We start from the raw sequence: 17675 nt of genomic DNA, 5'->3' as shown, positions 1-17675 counted from the left end.
AATGGCCACACTGACACTGAACGGCGTTGGCAAGCGTTTCGGATCGGTATCCGCGTTGACCGATGTCACGATGACCGTCGCCCCGGGCTCGGTGCACTGCATCCTCGGCGAGAACGGCGCGGGAAAGTCGACGCTGTGCAACATCGTCTTCGGCTCCACGACACCGTCATCAGGCACGATGACACTCAACGGCCGTACTTATACGCCGCAGTCCCCCGCCGACGCCATAGCTGCGGGAATTGCGATGGTCCATCAACACTTTTCCCTGATTCCGACCATGACCGTCCGTGAGAATCTCCTGCTCGGCACCAAAGGTTTTCGCCTTCCGGTCGATGCGCTGACCGCCAAGCTCGACGTCATCTCACAGCAGTACGGCTTGACCGTCGACCTCGACGCGTTGACGTCCGACCTGCCCGTCGGATCTCGCCAGAAAGTGGAAATTGTCAAAGCTCTGCTACGAGATCCCGAGCTGGTGCTACTCGACGAACCGACTGCTGTCCTCGACCCCGGTGAAATCGATTCACTGATCGGAACATGCCATGCACTGGCCGCGGCCGGCACATCAGTCGTACTCATCACGCACAAACTCGGTGAGGTCGCCCGCGCAGCCGACGCGGCAACGGTACTGCGCGGCGGAAAAGTCAGTGGCGGTGGGCTTCTCACGGATACATCGATTTCCGACCTTCTCACCGACATGGTGGGTTCTGCTGCGCCCCTCTCCCACGCCCGGGTGGTCAGGCGCCCCGCTTCGCGCGAGCCCGGACTGACACTCGCCAACATCTCGTTCACGCGCCCGGATCGAAGCGAAGCACTCACCGGTGTCGACCTGACCGTGTATCGAGGTGAAATCGTCGGTATCGCGGGCGTCGAGGGTAACGGCCAGAGCGAGTTGGCTTCGATCCTCTCCGGCGCAATAACGGCAGACACCGGGAAAATCCTTCTCGACGCGGTGGACATCACGGGTCTCGACCCCGCAGCACGAACCAGGATCGGCCTCGGGGTGGTCCCCGAAGATCGACACGCTGAGGGGATCGTCTCGGAGTTGACAGTCACCGACAACCTGCTTCTCGGCCGGTTGAAGGATTACACGCGGTTCGGACTGCTCGACCGCGCCAAGATGGCTGCCCGAACGGCAAGTGCGATCGACGAATACTCCATCCGCGCCGATGGCCCTGGCGCCCCGATGCACTCGTTGTCCGGGGGTAATCAGCAGAAAGTTGTACTCGCCCGCGAACTCTCGATCGACGGGCTCGCAGCGGTGGTCGCAGCGCAACCGACCCGTGGTCTCGATATCGGCGCAGTCAGCTTTGTGCTCGACAGACTCCGCCGGGTCGCCGACGCCGGGACTGCCGTGCTTGTCATCTCCAGCGAATTGGACGAACTGATGGCTGTGTGCGACCGGATCTTCGTGGCCTACCGCGGGCAGTTGCTGGGACCGATTGATGCGAATTCTGCTGCTGCACAGAACAAGATCACCGAACTGATGATGGGAGTGGCAGCGTGAGACGACACCCACTGGTCATCGGATCGGCCGCCCTCGCGATTGCCGCACTGATCGGCCTCCTTCTCGCCGCGGCCGCCGGTGCCGGCCCGGCCGAGACCACTGAAGCGCTTTTCGACGGCATGTTCGGGACACCCTTCGCCATCGGCACGTCCTTGAACAACGCAGCACTGCTCATGCTCATCGCAGCGGGCTTCACCATCGCCTACCGGGCGGGTTTGGTCAATGTTGGCGGCGAAGGCCAGATGGCCTTGGGAGGCATCTGCGCGACAGCCGTCGGTGTGTCGCTTCCGGAGGGAGTTCCGGCCGGACTGGGCATCGTCCTGGTACTGGCGTCCGCTGCCGCCGGTGGGGCATTCTGGGCGTCGATCGCTGCGTACCTGAAGGTTCGGCGCGGTACCAGCGAAATCATCACGACCCTCCTCCTCAACTTCGTGGGTCTCGCGGCCGTCGTACTCGTTGTTCACGAACCTGCGCTACTGCGCCAGCCCGTGACTTCGTCCGAGACCCTTCCACAGTCCGAGCCGCTGAAAGAATCCGGCCAGCTTGCACTACTCGGCTTGCACAAGTCACCCGCAACCATCGCACTGCTCATCGCACTCGTCGCAGTCGTCGCAGTGGGAGTCCTGCTCCAGCGCAGCGCTATCGGACTGAAGCTGCAATCGGTCGGCTTGTCGCAGAAAGCTTCTCACCGTCTCGGAATCTCCGTCGATCGAACCCGATTCCTGAGTCTGACTGCCGCTGGGGCCTTTTCCGGAGTCGCCGGGGGCATGATTGTCGCCACCGCACCTTTCGTTTTAGCCGAAGGTTTCTCGTCCGGATTGGGGTTCACCGGACTTGTTGTCGGCTTGCTCGCCCGCGGGTCCATGACGGCAGTCGCGGCTGTTTCCCTACTTCTCGGATTCCTCGTCTCGGGTGGCATCAATCTCCAACTGGCAGTGGGTGTTCCCGCGGCAACCGTGTCAGTCGTCGAATCCGTTCTCATCATCCTCATCGCAGGCAGCGCACTGTGGACCACGACGTCCGCCGTGCGCACGAGAAAGCCCGCACCGAGCCAGGAAGTTGTATCGGTATGAGTACTGCAGTGATCACCGGAATCGTTACCAGCGGAGTCAGCTTCGCCATTCCCTTGTTGGTTGCGGCAAGCGGCGAATCGATCAGTGAACGTGCCGGTGTACTCAACCTCAGCATGGAGGGAATGATGCTGACCGGCGCCTTCGCGAGCGTTCTTGCGACTGTTACCACCGGCTCCCCCGTCCTCGGTGTGGTGGCCGGAGTCATCGCGGCCACCGTTTTCGGCATCGCACAGGCTCATCTAAGCGTTCACCTACGCGCAGATCAGATCGTCATCGGAGTCGCCGGAAATGCTCTCGCCTTGGGTCTGACAACCTTCGGATCCCGAGTACTCCTGTCCGACGGAAAAGGTCAATCGATCGACGGATTCCACAGCGTCGATATCCCCGTACTCAGTGACATACCTTTTATCGGGCCCACCTTGTTCGGCCAGACCCTGCTCGGATATCTCTGCATCGCACTCGTCGTTGCCATGGCCGTTCTGTTCTCCAAACGGACTGTGCCCGGTCTGACCATCGACGCTATCGGCGAGGACGCACTCTCGGCCGATTGGACCGGACTACCGGTACGACGCGTTCGATATCTGTGTGTCCTTCTTGCTGCTGCCGCGGGCGGCCTTGCCGGCTCGCAACTTGCACTCTCGGAAGTTCATTCGTTCAGCGACAACATGACCGGTGGCCTCGGCTACCTCGCAGTGGTTGCCGTCATCGCCGGCGGATGGCGAATACTCGGCATCGTCTATGCCTGCGTGTTCTTCGGAATCGCACAAGCACTGCAGTTTGCATTGCCCGCTCTCGGCATCGACATTCCATACGCACTGCTCGTCATGCTGCCGTATGTCATCGCGATCGTCGCGATCAGCGGATTCATCGGGAGCCGTAGCGCACCGTCCTGCTTGACCATTCCCTACACCGGCAACAGCCGATAAGGACCCATTCATGACTTTGATTCTCAACCACTCCGACATCACGACGTTGATCGACCGCAGCGAGATCTACGACGCTGTCGAGCGTGCCCATGCCGACCTGGCTCGGGGCGACGCTTTCAACCCACAACCATCCGCGATGCCGTTGCCGAACGGCGGAAACTCGATTCCGATGACTGCGGCAACAGCGCAGTCGAGTTCGGTCAAACTTCTTTCGGACATGCCTGCCAATGCCGCTCGCGGCCTGCCGACTCAGCGCTCTACGATCATTCTCTCGTGTGCGGAAACCGGCGAATGCGAAGCGGTACTCGACGGGCGAGCAATTACCGCAATCCGTACGGCCGCAGCCAGTGCTGTTGCCACGGAATATCTTTCCAGAAAAACGAGCACCGTACTCGGCGTTGTCGGGGCGGGAACCTTGGCTGTGGAACACACGCGCGCGATTGCACGCGTTCGCGGAATCGACAAGGTTCTCGTCTGGTCGCGCTCCGCGTCCACGATCCGGACGTTCGAGGAACGTATCGCCGATTTGAACCTGGCCGTCGAGCGAGCCGAATCCCCCAGGGCCGTGACCTCGGCAGTCGATATTCTGTGCACGCTGACGCCGTCGCACTCTCCGATCGTGTCGGGAGACTGGTTCCACCCGGGCCTTCACGTCAATGCCGTCGGCGCTCCTCCGAGAGGAGATTGGCGCGAAATCGATTCTGCCGGAATGCGAGTGGCATCACTATTCGTCGACGCCACATCGACGACTCTTGCCAAATCCGGAGATGCCCTGCTCGCTATTGCCGAAGGCGCCATCACCGCTGAAGACCTTCACACCGAAATCGGACACGTCATAACCGGACAGAAGCCTGGGCGCACATCGAGCGACCAGATCACGTTGTTCAACTCGGTCGGAATCGGCCTTCAAGACCTTGTCACCGCTCGAATACTGCTATCCCGTGCCCGCGCAGCCGGCGTGGGAACAGAATTGGATTTGACGGCATGAACAACGTCCACCTCCGCCGGGCAATCGCACTCGCGGCCGAAGCCGCAGGTGGCGGCAATCGGCCGTTCGGCGCCGTACTCGTCGGCGAGAACGGAACCGTCATTGCCGAAGGCCGCAACGAAGTGACGTCTTCCGGTGACCCGACGGCGCATGCAGAATTGGTCGCGATCCGCGGCGCCGCAGACGGTTCCACTACAAATGCGACGATGTTCGCGAGCGGTGAACCATGCCCGATGTGCAGCGCCGCAATGGTGTGGGCGGGCATCACCCACATAGTTTTTGCGGCGACGGAATCAGAGTTCTCGAAAATCCTCGACGGCGGTCCGCGATTCAAGCTGGGATGCGCGGAGATCATCGCCGCCGCAGATGTCGAAGTTTCCGTCGTCGGTCCGCTCCTCGAAGCCGAGTCCCTCGCCGCCATGCGGGGGTGAGGCTGATACCGTGAATGTCTTACTTGCCGGACGTCCGGAGCCCACCAGGGCTTCGGACACTGCCGCGAGCCAGAGCCGAGCGACGGGGGTCGCATCGAGCCACAGGGCCCGCGGACATCATGTTCCCAACCGGCTCATCGGCGAGTGGGCAAGACAAAGATGCGTGCATCAGGTACGTGCCCCGCTCGGTTCGATGATTGCGCTGGGGAGCGCATGTCATGACAACACCAGAGAACTCGATCAGCGCTCTCGAAGTGGCCGAATCACCTGATGTCACCGTCACCGACGACGCATCGGTGAAACGGGCAGTCAAAGCGACCATGCTCGGAAATGCCATGGAGTGGTTCGATTTCGGCGTCTACGCCTATCTGGCCACCACTATCGGCAAAGTGTTCTTCCCAGAGGCCAGTGGCAGTGCGCAATTGCTGTCGACCTTCGCGATCTTCGCTGCTGCCTTCATCGTCCGGCCATTGGGTGGCCTGTTCTTCGGGCCACTGGGTGACCGCATCGGCCGCAAGAAAGTCCTGGCCACCACCATAATTCTGATGGCCGGCAGCACCTTTGCCATCGGCCTCGTACCGAGTTATGAATCCATCGGCATGGCCGCGCCGATACTGCTCGTACTCCTTCGCTTACTGCAGGGGTTTTCCACGGGCGGCGAATACGGCGGTGCCAGTACGTTTGTCGCCGAATACGCGCCGGACAAGCGTCGCGGCTTCTTCTCCAGCTTCCTGGAATTCGGCACCCTGGCCGGCTATGTCGCCGCGGCGAGCCTTGTGACGATCATCCAAACAGTGGTCAGCCCGGAAGAGCTCCTCCAGTGGGGCTGGCGCATACCGTTTCTCCTTGCCGGGCCTCTCGGCCTGATCGGCCTCTACCTGCGCCTTCGACTCGAGGAGACGCCCGCGTTTCAGCAGATGGAACAGGCCGAAGAACGTTCTCTCGCCGACGAATCCACGGGGAAGAAACTGCGCGAAACGCTGGTCGAGAACTGGCGACCACTTGTTCTGTGCATCGTGCTGGTCGCGACCTACAACATCGCTCACTACGGTCTGCTCAGCTACATGCCGACCTATCTGACAAATACCCTCGGCTACGACGAATCCCACGGACTGGTTCTCATGATCGTGGTCATGCTCGTCATGATGGTCGGCATCAGCTACGTCGGCAAATTATCCGATCGGGTGGGACGTAAGCCGTTGCTGCTCAGCGGTTTCATCGGATTCTTCGTGTTGTCGCTGCCTGCGTACCTGCTGATCGGAGTGGGCAACTACGTCACCGTTTTCCTCGGACTCGCCATTCTCGGCGGACTGCTTCTCCTGTTTGTCGGAGTGTTCCCCTCGGTCCTTCCCGCACTGTTCCCGACCGGAATCCGATACGGCGGCTTGGCAATCGGATACAACCTTGCCGTGTCGATCTTCGGCGGCACCACTCCCCTGGTCTTGACGGCACTCGAGAGTACGACCGGTAGCAATCTTGTCGCGCCGATGTACATGATGATCGCCGCAGTCATCGGCGGCATCGCGGTGCTGATGATTCCGGAAACAGCGCGCAAGCCACTCGAAGGCTCACCACCGGCGGTGTCCACCGACGAAGAGGCCAGGCGGATCATCCGCAGGGTTCGACGGAAGAAAACTGCTGCCGCCGATAACCTGGAGGTATGAGCAAGCCCCGCATTGTTGTCGTCGGCAGCATCAACATGGACCTGACCACCTCGGTCCCCCGATTTCCTGCCCCCGGTGAAACCCTGCTCGGCACTGCCTTTGCCACTACGCCAGGTGGCAAAGGCAGTAATCAAGCGATCGCGGCAGCAAAGGCAGGCGGTGACGTCACGTTCATCGGCGCAGTCGGCGACGACGGTTTTGCTACCCAATTGCGCAGCACTCTCGCCGACGCCGGGGTGGATACCTCACTGCTGCGTAGCGTGAACGGTGCCAGTGGAGTTGCCGCAATTACCGTCGACGCTGACGCCGAAAACAGCATCATCGTGGTTGCCGGCGCAAATGCTTCCGTCACCGAGTTGACCGAAGACGACCTCGGTGCCATCGCTGGCGCGGATATCCTGCTGTGCCAGCTCGAAATTCCCCTTGCCACTGTTACCGCCGCGGCGCGACACGCCCGGCGCAACGGCACCGTCGTCATCCTCAATCCCTCACCGGTGCAGGACCTTCCGGAAGAGCTGATCGGCTCGGTGGACATCCTGATCGTGAATCACACCGAATCGACCCAGCTCGGCTCGGTCACCGATCGAGTTCCGTACCTCGTCACAACACTGGGCGCGGGTGGTGCCGATCTGCGCGAGCGCGACACGACCGTTCACGCGGATTCCCCGACGGTGACGCCCGTAGACACCACCGGCGCGGGTGACGCCTTCACCGGTGCCTTCGCGGTGGAATGGGTACTCGACAGCGATCGCGCTCTGCACTTTGCCGCCATCGCAGGCGCTCTCGCAACTACTGTGAACGGCGCAGCGGTGTCATCGCCGACCCGATCCTCCATCGAGCGTCACTTACCGAAACGAGGCTGAAAGATGACCGACTACGAAGTTTCCGTGAAGTCCGTGCCCACCGTCCGGGTGGCGGAGTTGACCGGCACCGCCGAAGCCATGGACCCGTCGTCGATCGGCCCGGTTGTCCAAGGACTCTACGACCAGCTCAGCGCCGGATTAGGACGCGCCGGTATGGTTCCGACCGGCCCCGCGATCGCGTACTACGAAGATGCCGATGACGGGGCGAAAACCGTCGTCCACGCCGCTTTGCCAGTAGAAACGGACCTCAGTGACGAATATGACTTCACCGTGACCGATCTGCCTGCCGAACCCCAGATGGCGACGCTCCTGCACACCGGGTCGATGGACAACTGCCTACCCGCCTACCAGGCACTTGGCCACTGGATCGAGCAGGGCGGATACCGCGCGGCCGGGCCGAGCCGCGAGGTGACCTTGGCGTTCACGGGTGACGCCGACGGCTGGGTAACCGAACTTCAGCAGCCGATCGAGAAGGTCTGAAACGCCCACCTGTCAGTGCCGTCCTGCACCATGGAAGCCATGACCGCCACCACTGCACCCGTACTGCGCGATGAAGCCGAGCGTCTGCTCCGTGAACTCGCCGGGCCAGACGCCCGCCTGCGCGAGGACCAGTGGACGGCTATCGAGGCTCTGGTGGTGCAGCGCAAGCGCGCGCTGGTGGTGCAGCGCACGGGCTGGGGTAAGTCCGCGGTCTACTTCATCTCCGCGAAGTTGCTACGTGCGTCCGGTCACGGCCCGACTGTCATCGTCTCGCCACTGTTGGCCCTGATGCGCAACCAGGTTGCCTCGGCCGAGCGAGCGGGTGTTCGAGCCGCCACCATCAACTCCGGCAACGTCACCGAGTGGGACGACATCCACGCGCGGGTAGCTGCCAACGATCTCGACGTTCTCCTGGTCAGCCCCGAGCGTCTCAACAACCCCGACTTCCGCGATCAGGTGCTGCCGTCATTGGCAGCTGATGCGGGCCTCGTTGTGGTGGACGAGGCGCACTGTGTGTCCGACTGGGGTCACGACTTCCGTCCGGACTACCGGCGCATCCGCACCTTGATCGCCGAACTCGGCGACGGCATTCCCGTCCTCGCGACAACGGCTACGGCCAATGACCGGGTAGTGGCCGACGTCTCGGCACAACTGGGTGTGGGCGGCGAGGAAACACTGATCCTGCGCGGCGGACTCGAGCGAGAATCGCTGCACCTGTCCGTCGTGCACATTCCCGAGGCAACAGCGCGCGCAGCCTGGCTTGCGCAGATGCTCGACACCTTGCCGGGTTCCGGCATCATCTACACCCTCACCGTCTCAGCTGCCCGAGATCTGGCAAGTCTGCTGTCCGAGCGTGGGCATACCGTCGCCGCCTACACCGGACAGACCGACCCCACCGAGCGCGAATCCCTGGAACAGGACTTGCTGGGCAACCGCGTCAAAGCTCTGGTTGCAACGTCTGCACTCGGAATGGGTTTCGACAAGCCGGATCTCGGTTTCGTGATCCATCTCGGCGCTCCGTCGTCGCCGATCTCGTACTACCAGCAGGTCGGCCGCGCCGGTCGTTCGACCGATCGCGCCGACGTCATCCTGCTTCCCGGCGCCGAAGACAAGCAGATCTGGAGCTACTTCGCGTCGGTTGCCTTCCCTCGCGAACACCTGGTACGCAGTGTGATCGAGCACCTGGACACCGAAAAGGCAACATCGACACCGGCATTGGAACCCCTTGTCGAACTGAATCGCACGCGCCTGGAGATGGTGCTCAAAGTGCTCGACGTCGACGGAGCCGTCAAACGTGTCAAGGGCGGCTGGATCAGCACCGGCGAACCGTGGGTCTACGACGCCGAACGCTACGGCCGTCTCGACGAAGCTCGCCTGAGCGAGCAGGCCGCCATGGTCGAGTACCAGAGCATCACCACCTGTCGAATGACTTTTCTCCGTGAACAACTCGACGATCCCGGACTCACGCCGGACAACTCGCAGTGTGGACGCTGCGACAACTGCACCGGTCAGCGGTACGACACTTCCGTCGACAGCGCAGCGCTCGACGAGACTCGGGCGCGCTTGCAGCGGCCCGGTTTCGACCTCGAACCTCGCAAGATGTGGCCGACCGGGCTGAGCAAGCTGGGAGTCAACCTTTCGGGAAAGATCAAGGACGGGCCCGAATCCGGACGCATCCTCGGTCGCCTGTCGGATCTGGGTTGGGGCCAGCGCCTGCGCGCGTTGCTCGACGGCCCCGATGCCGAGGCGCCGGACGCAGTGGTCAGCGCCTGCATCAGCGTGCTGGCGGCCTGGGATTGGGCCGAGCGACCCACCGGTGTGATGGCGCTCGAATCCCACACTCACCCACTGCTTGTCAGCAGCCTCGCAGCAAAGTTGGCTCAGGTGGGTCGACTCACAGATCTGGGTGTGCTGTCACTACGCCCGGAACACCCGCCCGTCTCAGCGGCAAACTCCGCCTATCGCGTAGCCGGATTGGTTGACGCCTGGGATGTCCCGGATATGAGTGCCCACAGCGGGCCAGTGCTCCTGGTCGACGCCACGGCCGACACCGGTTGGACTTTCACGATGGCAGCCCGCGCATTGCGTCAAGCGGGCGCTCACTCGATCCTCCCACTGGCGCTCGCGAGCCCCAAATAGTCGCTCGGACAACACCAAAAGTTACATAATGTGAGGACCGTCACATACATGGCCTCACCTGGGCCGTACCCGCTTCCACACGGCCCTAAACGGACATCTGCATGACTTCTGTGTCGATGCTTGTTACGTTCAGATGACCGATGAAGCCAGTTGATACGAGAGCTATCCCGACCACCGCGCCGGACGCGGTGTTGTTACGAAGCCCACAGATCGATGACGGAGTCCGGCTCTGGCAGATCGCACGTGATTCACGAGTGCTCGACCTCAATTCGAGTTATGCATACCTGTTGTGGTGCAGGGATTTCAGTGCAACGTCCATCGTTGCGGAAGTAGACGGACGTGTGGTCGGATTTGTTTCCGGCTACACCCGCCCCAGCGAGCAGGAAACCCTGTTCGTGTGGCAGGTGGCTGTCGACGAAGACCAGCGCGGCAAGGCGATTGCCGGCCGCATGCTCGGCGCATTGATGGATCGCACTGCACCACTCGGCGTTACAACTATGGAGACGACGATCAGCCCCGACAACGAGGCTTCGATCGCACTCTTCACTGCGCTTGCCCGACGGCGCGATGTGCCGATCAGTAGGCAGAGCCTGTTCTCGCCCAACAACTTTCCCGATGGACACGAAGCCGAAGATCTGTACCGAATCGGCAACTAGCGCGTTTCCGCGTTGGTAAACAACCTGCCCCGGAGGAACAAAGAAGATATGAATACCGTTGAAGCAAGCATTTTCGAAACCCTCGAATCCGAGGTTCGCAGCTATTGCCGTGATTGGCCCGCAGTATTTACCAGCGCATCCGGATCCTGGATTCGTGACGAGAACGGCCGCGACTACCTGGATTTCTTCGCCGGCGCCGGCGCACTCAACTACGGGCACAACAACCCGGTCATGAAATCCGCACTCGTGGACTACATTCTCAGCGACGGAATTACCCACGGACTTGATATGTCCACCGTTGCCAAACGCGACTTCCTCGAGACTTTCCAGCGCAACATCTTGGAACCCCGCGGCCTGGACTACAAAGTCCAGTTCCCCGGCCCGACCGGCACCAATGCCGTCGAATCCGCGCTGAAACTGGCTCGTAAGGTGACCGGCCGCGAAGCAGTCATCAACTTCACCAACGCTTTCCACGGCATGACTCTTGGTGCGTTGTCCGTCACCGGCAACTCGATGAAGCGCGCCGGCGCGGGCATACCACTCGTGCACTCGACACCGATGCCGTTCGACAACTACTTCGACGGCGTCACCGAGGACTTCCAGTGGTTCTCCCGCGTCCTCGACGATTCGGGTAGCGGAATCAACCGTCCCGCCGCAGTCATCGTCGAGACGGTCCAGGGCGAGGGCGGCGTGAATGTCGCTCGCCCCGAGTGGCTTCGGGCGCTCGCAACACTGTGCTCCGATCGCGAAATCCTCCTGATCGTCGACGATGTCCAAATGGGTTGTGGCCGTACAGGTCCGTTCTTCTCCTTCGAAGAGGCCGGCATCGTTCCGGATATCGTCACACTCTCGAAGTCGATCGGCGGCTACGGCATGCCGATGGCACTCACCCTGTTCAAACGCGAACTCGACGTGTGGGGCCCGGGCGAGCACAACGGAACGTTCCGCGGCAACAACCCGGCATTCGTGACGTCGAAGGTTGCACTCGATCACTACTGGTCGGACGACGCACTCACCAAGAGCACCCTGAAGAAGGGCGCGCGTATCAGCGAGTGCTTCGCCAATCTCGCCGATCAGTTCCCCGGTGAGGTCTCGACCCGCGGCCGGGGCCTGGTTCAGGGCCTCGTCTTCGAGCAGCCCGAGCGGGCCGGCAAGGTCTGCCAACTGGCATTCGACGAGGGATTGCTGGCGGAAACCTCCGGCCCGTCCGACCAGGTAGTGAAATTGCTTCCCGCGCTGACGATTACCGACGACGAGATCGAACACGGCCTCTCCATTCTGGCCGAAGCGACCGTCAAGGTATGCAGCTAGAGAAAGGAACTCCCCCATGATCGTGCGCACCACCACCGAGATCACCGACACCGATCGTGACATCACCAGCGAGGACGGCAACTGGCGCAGCAAGCGCATCGTCCTGGGTGGCGACCGCGTCGGATTCTCGTTCCACGAGACCACCATCAAGGCAGGATCGGTCAACACCTTCCACTACGCCAACCACGTCGAGGCCGTCTGGCTCGTCGAAGGCACCGGAAAGCTGATCGACCTCGACAACAACACCGAGTACGACCTCGCTCCCGGATCGATGTACCTGCTCAACGGGCACGAGCGTCACCGCGTCGAACCTGACACGGAAATGCGGATGCTGTGTGTGTTCAATCCGCCGGTCACCGGGCGTGAGGTACATGACGAGAACGGAATCTACCCACTCGTCGAGGTGCCCGCGTAGCGTCAAACCATGACGACTGACACCTCACCACGTGTAGCGATCGGCCCGTCCCCCGATGCACTGCTCGACAGTGCTGTGCTTCGGGGTGGCGGTTTGATCAGTCCGCTCGAGTCGGCCGACGCCCTGATCTGGGCCGGATCACCGGATTCGTTTCCGAGGGATTTGCCGCCGTCGATCCGGTGGGTGCAGCTCCCCTCGGCCGGGATCGAGGACTGGTTCGAGGCCGGGGTGATTCCGAAGGACACCTACATCACGTGGACGTCTGCTGCGGGCGCGTTCTCGTCGTCGGTGGCAGAGCACGCCCTGATGTTGCTGCTGGCCGGAGTCAAACATCTGCCGGCCCACATCGAGGCAAAGACGTGGCGTCAGTTCGAGTTCTTCTCGAAGGTCGGCACACTGCGGGGTTCCACCGTGGCCATTATCGGCGCCGGTGGGATCGGCCGTGCGTTGATCCCGATGCTGGCCGCACAGGGGGCGGACAGCATCGCAGTCAATCGCAGCGGCAGCCCCGTGCCCGGCGCCGTGTCGACCTACCCGGCAATGCGTATGAACGAAATCTTTTCTCGCGCAGATCACTTCGTCATCGCGGCCCCGGCAACGCCCGAAACCCGCCATCTCATCGGAGCGACGCAACTCGCCGCGATGAAGCCACACTCCTGGGTGATCAACGTCGCCCGCGGTTCCCTCGTGGACACCGATGCGCTGGTGGACGCGATCGCGACGGAACGGATCGGCGGCGCCGGACTCGACGTCACCGATCCCGAACCGCTACCCGACGGCCACCCGCTGTGGGATCTGACCAACGCCATCATCACTCCCCACGATTCCAATCCCCCCGGAGTGCGGCCGGCCGCGTTCGCCGATCACGTGTCCAAGAACGTGACGCGGTTTGCGAACGGAGAGACCCTCGCAGCACTGGTCGATCCAATCGCGGGCTACTGATCCTCAGGCTTCGTCAAGTTCGGCCAGGGCTACCGGCAACGGGCCATGATGCAGGACGCCGAGGCGTTGGGTGGCACGGGTGAGGGCTACATACAGTTCGGCTGCACCTCGGGAACCCTCGGCCAGGATCCGTTCCGGTTCCACCACCAGAACGGCGTCGAACTCCAAGCCCTTCGTCTCCGACGCCGGCACTGTGCCCGGCACACCGTGTGGACCGATGACAATGCTTGTGCCCTCGCGACCGGCTTCATCGCGTACGAATTCCGCTATGGCAGAGTCGAGTTCACCGGAGTCGACTCGCTTCGACCACGGGGCGACGCCACACGACCTGACCGACTCCGGCGGCAAGACCGACGGCGCAAACTCCGCGAGCAGGGCCGCAGCGACGCTCATGATCTCGGCGGGAGTGCGGTAGTTCACCGACAGTGATCGGTAGACCCAACGGCCAGGCACGTACGGTTCCATCATCGCGCTCCACGTGGTCGCGCCGGCGGCAGACCGTCGTTGAGCAAGATCGCCCACCACGGTGAAGGATCGATCGGGGCAGCGACGCATCAACACCCGCCAGTCCATTTCGGATAGTTCCTGGGCCTCGTCCACCACGACGTGCCGGTACGTCCAATCCCGGTCAGCGGCAGCACGTTCGGCGAGGTCGCGGGTATCGAGCTCGACAAAGCGATCGGCCAGATCCTCGGCGTACAGCATGTCCTGAGCCAGCAGATGGTCCTCGTCGTCCATGAGGTCCTCGCGGCTGATCATCATGTCCAGCACGCCGGCGGCATAGGCGGCTTCCTCCTTGCGTTCGTGCTGGGCGGCCTGATCGACGGGTTTGTCCCGGCCCAACAGGTCGACCAATTCGTCGAGCAACGGCACATCCGAAACCGTCCACGCGTCACCCTGCGCGCGCAGCAGCACGTCGTCGCCGCCCGCCGCCTGCAGTCGCGCGGTAGACGTATACAGCTCTGCAAGAAGCGTTTCCGGCGTCAGGATCGGCCACAGTTCGTCAAGCGCGGCGATGAACCCGGCATGTTCCGTGAGCTCCTCGATCAGGTCCTCCCGCAGTTGTTCCCACGCGTCGCGATCCGACCGGCTCAGCCAGCCCCGGCCGATCCGTGATATCGCGCGCTCGGTGAGCGCCCACGTGAGTACCTCGGTGAACACCGCCCGGGCGTCGTTGTGCGCGTGACCACTGGCGCGTGCCTCTTCTCTGGCCCACTGCGCAGTCTCGGCGTCGATCCGCACCGTAGCGTCCGCGAGTTCGATCACCACCGGTTCCGTGGGCAGTTGTTGCCGGTCGGCAACAGCAGCCGCGAGCACGTCCAGGAACTTCAGGGAACCCTTGATTTGGGCAGCCTCCGGGAGGTCCTCAGCCGTGACACTGCGACCGGGCACCAGATCACCCGTCGTCATGAACACCACGTCGGATTCGCCCAGCGACGGTAGTACCCGGCCGATGTGGGTGAGGAATGCCGGGTTGGGCCCGACCACCAGTACGCCGTGACGTTCCATCCGCGCCCGCTGGGTGTACAGGAGATACGCGACGCGGTGCAGCGCTACCACGGTCTTCCCGGTTCCCGGTCCACCCTCGATCACCAGTACCCCGGGGTGATCGAGCCGGACGATGTCGTCCTGCTCCGCCTGAATCGTTGCCACGATGTCGCGCATTCCGTTGCCGCGCGGTGCGTTGACCGCCGCGAGCAACGCCGCGTCGCCCCGCTCGGTACCACCCGGCCGGCCGAGCACCTCGTCGGTGAAATCGACCACACGACGTCCGCGCGTGTGGAACTGGCGGCGTCGACGCATATTTTCCGGGTGAGCAGCGGTGGCGACGTAGAACGGACGTGATGCCGGCGCCCGCCAATCGAGCAGCACAGGTTCGTACTCGTTGTCCGCGTCCAGAAGGCCGATGCGACCGATGTAACTGTGCTCACCATCGAGACTGTCCAGCCGTCCGAAACACAGCCCGTTGTCTGCCACATCGAGCCGCTTTGCCTCGGTGGCAAGGGCGCGCACCTCGTCGTCGCGTTGCAAGAGGTTTCCGCCGTCTCCCCGCAATGCTGTGGTGTACCTCCCCTTCACTCGCGCACGCTCGGCATCGAGCCGCGCGTAAAGCCCCTCCACGTAAGCCTGCTCGGCGCTCAATTCGTCTTCGTACCCCTGGGTTGGCACGTGCCCCTCCACTTCCATGGCTCTTCCGATCCCTCAGTCACCTGGGATCGGAAGAGCCATTCTGCGGCACTGCCCCGGCCTTGCCGCAAGCCCCCCAGTCGGCTATATATTGAAAGTGGAAGCGCGCGCCTACTGACGCTGACGGCCTATCCTGGAATGGTGCCAACCAGTGACAGTCGCCTCGACGCCCTTACCGAGCTCCTGTCCGGGCGCCGACTCGCAATTCTGACCGGCGCGGGCATCTCCACCGACTCCGGAATCCCTGACTACCGCGGACCCGATTCCCCGCCGCGCAATCCGATGACTTTCCAGCAGTTCATCGGCGATTCCGCGTTCCGGCGCCACTACTGGGCGCGCAACCACATCGGCTGGCGGTACATGGACAGCTCCCGGCCAAACCAGGGCCACCGGGCGGTGGCGACGCTGGAGCGCAGTGGCCGAGCCGTCGGAGTCATCACCCAGAACGTCGACCTCCTGCACACCAAGGCCGGAGCCCGCAATGTCATCGACCTACACGGCACGTACGCACAGGTTCGCTGCTTGAACTGTCAGCGTTTGATCTCGCGGACAACACTGGCCGAACAACTCGAGGAAGCCAACCCAGGATTCGCCGAAACTGTTGCTGCGGCAAAGGGAGTCGAGATAGCACCGGACGCAGATGCGGTCATCGAGTCGACCGCGCATTTCCGCGTTGTCGACTGCGGCGCGTGCGGCGGAATTCTCAAGCCCGACATCGTGTACTTCGGTGAGTCCGTCCCCAAGGAACGAGTTGCCCGCTCGTACAACCTGGTCGACGAAGCCGACGCCGTACTGGTTGCCGGTTCGTCGTTGACCGTCATGTCGGGACTACGGTTCGTCCGCTACGCCGCGAAAGCGGGAAAGCCCGTTGCGATAGTCAATCGTGGACTCACCCGCGGTGACGAATTAGCCGCCCTCAAACTCGACATCGGTTGCACCGAAGCACTTTCCGCTCTCGCGGCGAGCGAAAGCTACAGCGCTACCAAGTCATCGGCGTGAACAACCGGACGCTGCATATCCGCCGGCAGATCCGCGGTGGAGCGTCCGAGGATTTCCTCGATCTCCGACGCATCGAACGCGACAACACCACGGGCAACGGGCTTCTCCCCCGGCCCCATCAACGACACCACGTCGCCGGCATGGAAATCACCTGAGACACCGACGATTCCGGCAGACAGCAAGCTACGGCGCTTTGTGACGACCGCCCGAACTGCGCCTTCATCGAGATGCACGTCGCCCTGCGTATCTGCGGCATGACGCACCCAGAACCGGCGGGCCGAGAGCCTGGTGGGCCGCGCGGCAAACGCGGTTCCCACATCGGCGCCGCTCAAGGCTGCAGCCGCGTCGGACGCAGCCGCAAGCAGAACGGGCACACCGGAATCGGCGGCCAAACGGGCAGCTGAGAGCTTGGACGCCATGCCGCCCGTACCCAGCGCGCCACCCGAACCGGCCACGACGCCGTCAAGATCCTCGGGGCTGTTGACCTCGGGAATCAGTGTGGCACTACCCTTCCGGGGATCACCGTCGTACAGACCGTCGACATCCGACAGGAGAATCAGCGCGTCTGCTCCGACGAGGTGAGCCACCAATGCGGCCAGTCGATCGTTGTCACCGAAACGGAGTTCTGTTGTTGCGACAGTGTCGTTTTCGTTGACGATCGCCACCGCGTGCAATGCCCTAAGTCGATCGAGGGTGCGCTGAGCGTTGCGGTGTTGTGTCCGCCGAGCGATGTCGTCAGCGGTGAGCAGAACCTGCCCCACGGTTCGCCCGTAGCGCGCAAAGGACGTACCCCAGGCATGAGCCAGCGCCAACTGTCCGACGCTGGCTGCCGCCTGCTTTGTTGCGAGGTCGCGAGGTCGTTTGGTGAGCCCCAGTGGAGCCAATCCGGCACCCACGGCACCGGAGGACACCACAACGACGTCCGAACCCGCACGCATGCGAGCTTCGATGGCGTCGGCCAGCAGATCCAGCCGATGGGTATCGAGGCCCGCAACCAAACTGGTCAGTGCGGACGACCCGATCTTCACGACAATACTGTGAGCCGACGCAATCGACTCCCTGGTGGAACCGAGCACAGTCCCGTTCCCTCGCTTCTG

Annotated in this window: 16 protein-coding genes; 14 read left to right on the top strand and 2 right to left on the bottom strand. The window is 62.7% G+C overall.

Annotation, left to right across the window (positions count from 1 at the left end; genetic code table 11):
• Position 1: 1 nt before the first annotated feature.
• The 13 genes from RG2_RS09305 to RG2_RS09245 all read left to right on the top strand — a co-directional run bounded on the left by RG2_RS09305 (position 2) and on the right by RG2_RS09245 (position 13392).
• Positions 2 to 1504, top strand: a complete 1503-nt coding sequence (locus RG2_RS09305; RefSeq protein WP_033232917.1) for an ABC transporter ATP-binding protein — start codon at positions 2 to 4, stop codon at positions 1502 to 1504.
• Positions 1501 to 2577, top strand: coding sequence for an ABC transporter permease (locus RG2_RS09300; RefSeq protein WP_033232915.1), 1077 nt, complete (start codon positions 1501 to 1503; stop codon positions 2575 to 2577). Before RG2_RS09305 ends, RG2_RS09300 begins: the two co-directional genes overlap by 4 nt.
• Positions 2574 to 3503, top strand: a complete 930-nt coding sequence (locus RG2_RS09295; protein WP_033232910.1) for an ABC transporter permease — start codon at positions 2574 to 2576, stop codon at positions 3501 to 3503. Before RG2_RS09300 ends, RG2_RS09295 begins: the two co-directional genes overlap by 4 nt.
• A gap of 10 nt (positions 3504 to 3513) precedes the next feature.
• Entirely contained in the window at positions 3514 to 4491 is a 978-nt protein-coding gene (locus RG2_RS09290; protein WP_033232908.1) for an ornithine cyclodeaminase family protein, read from the top strand.
• Positions 4488 to 4922 carry a nucleoside deaminase gene (locus RG2_RS09285; RefSeq protein WP_033232905.1) on the top strand — a complete coding sequence of 145 codons (435 nt, stop codon included), beginning with the start codon at positions 4488 to 4490 and terminating at the stop codon, positions 4920 to 4922. Before RG2_RS09290 ends, RG2_RS09285 begins: the two co-directional genes overlap by 4 nt.
• Positions 4923 to 5140: 218 nt before the next feature.
• Entirely contained in the window at positions 5141 to 6586 is a 1446-nt protein-coding gene (locus tag RG2_RS09280) for an MFS transporter (protein ID WP_033232904.1), read from the top strand.
• Entirely contained in the window at positions 6583 to 7449 is an 867-nt protein-coding gene (locus RG2_RS09275) for a ribokinase (protein ID WP_033232903.1), read from the top strand. The genes RG2_RS09280 and RG2_RS09275 overlap by 4 nt, the downstream gene beginning before the upstream one ends.
• A gap of 3 nt (positions 7450 to 7452) precedes the next feature.
• Complete coding sequence (locus RG2_RS09270; RefSeq protein WP_051730376.1) at positions 7453 to 7929, top strand: GyrI-like domain-containing protein; 477 nt, start codon at positions 7453 to 7455, stop codon at positions 7927 to 7929.
• Between the two features lie 39 nt (positions 7930 to 7968).
• Entirely contained in the window at positions 7969 to 10068 is a 2100-nt protein-coding gene (locus RG2_RS09265) for a RecQ family ATP-dependent DNA helicase (protein WP_116538800.1), read from the top strand.
• 140 nt (positions 10069 to 10208) lie between these two features.
• Positions 10209 to 10724 (top strand): diaminobutyrate acetyltransferase, encoded by a 516-nt coding sequence (gene ectA, locus RG2_RS09260; RefSeq protein WP_033232901.1) that lies wholly within the window; start codon positions 10209 to 10211, stop codon positions 10722 to 10724.
• 48 nt (positions 10725 to 10772) lie between these two features.
• Positions 10773 to 12035: a diaminobutyrate--2-oxoglutarate transaminase gene (gene ectB, locus RG2_RS09255; protein WP_033232899.1), complete on the top strand. Its 1263-nt coding sequence runs from the start codon at positions 10773 to 10775 to the stop codon at positions 12033 to 12035.
• A gap of 16 nt (positions 12036 to 12051) precedes the next feature.
• Complete coding sequence (locus RG2_RS09250) at positions 12052 to 12450, top strand: ectoine synthase (RefSeq protein ID WP_033232898.1); 399 nt, start codon at positions 12052 to 12054, stop codon at positions 12448 to 12450.
• A 9-nt stretch (positions 12451 to 12459) separates the two neighbouring features.
• Positions 12460 to 13392, top strand: a complete 933-nt coding sequence (locus RG2_RS09245; protein WP_033232897.1) for a D-isomer specific 2-hydroxyacid dehydrogenase family protein — start codon at positions 12460 to 12462, stop codon at positions 13390 to 13392.
• Between the two features lie 3 nt (positions 13393 to 13395).
• Here the strand turns inward: RG2_RS09245 and helR are convergent, their stop codons facing one another.
• Entirely contained in the window at positions 13396 to 15561 is a 2166-nt protein-coding gene (gene helR, locus RG2_RS09240) for an RNA polymerase recycling motor ATPase HelR (protein ID WP_174557350.1), read from the bottom strand.
• Positions 15562 to 15717: 156 nt separating this feature from the next.
• On the opposite strand from helR, the gene RG2_RS09235 reads away from it, so the two are divergent.
• Positions 15718 to 16578, top strand: a complete 861-nt coding sequence (locus RG2_RS09235; RefSeq protein ID WP_033232896.1) for an NAD-dependent protein deacetylase — start codon at positions 15718 to 15720, stop codon at positions 16576 to 16578.
• On the opposite strand, the gene proB is transcribed toward RG2_RS09235, so the two are convergent.
• Positions 16551 to 17654, bottom strand: coding sequence for a glutamate 5-kinase (proB, locus tag RG2_RS09230; protein WP_033232894.1), 1104 nt, complete (start codon positions 17652 to 17654; stop codon positions 16551 to 16553). The genes RG2_RS09235 and proB overlap by 28 nt on opposite strands.
• Between the last annotated feature and the right edge of the window lie 21 nt (positions 17655 to 17675).

It is taken from the genome of Rhodococcus globerulus NBRC 14531 (assembly GCF_001894805.1).
GTDB lineage: Bacteria > Actinomycetota > Actinomycetes > Mycobacteriales > Mycobacteriaceae > Rhodococcus_F > Rhodococcus_F globerula.
Note: the sequence above shows the minus strand (reverse complement) of the source record. Positions and strands in the feature narration are given on the sequence as shown.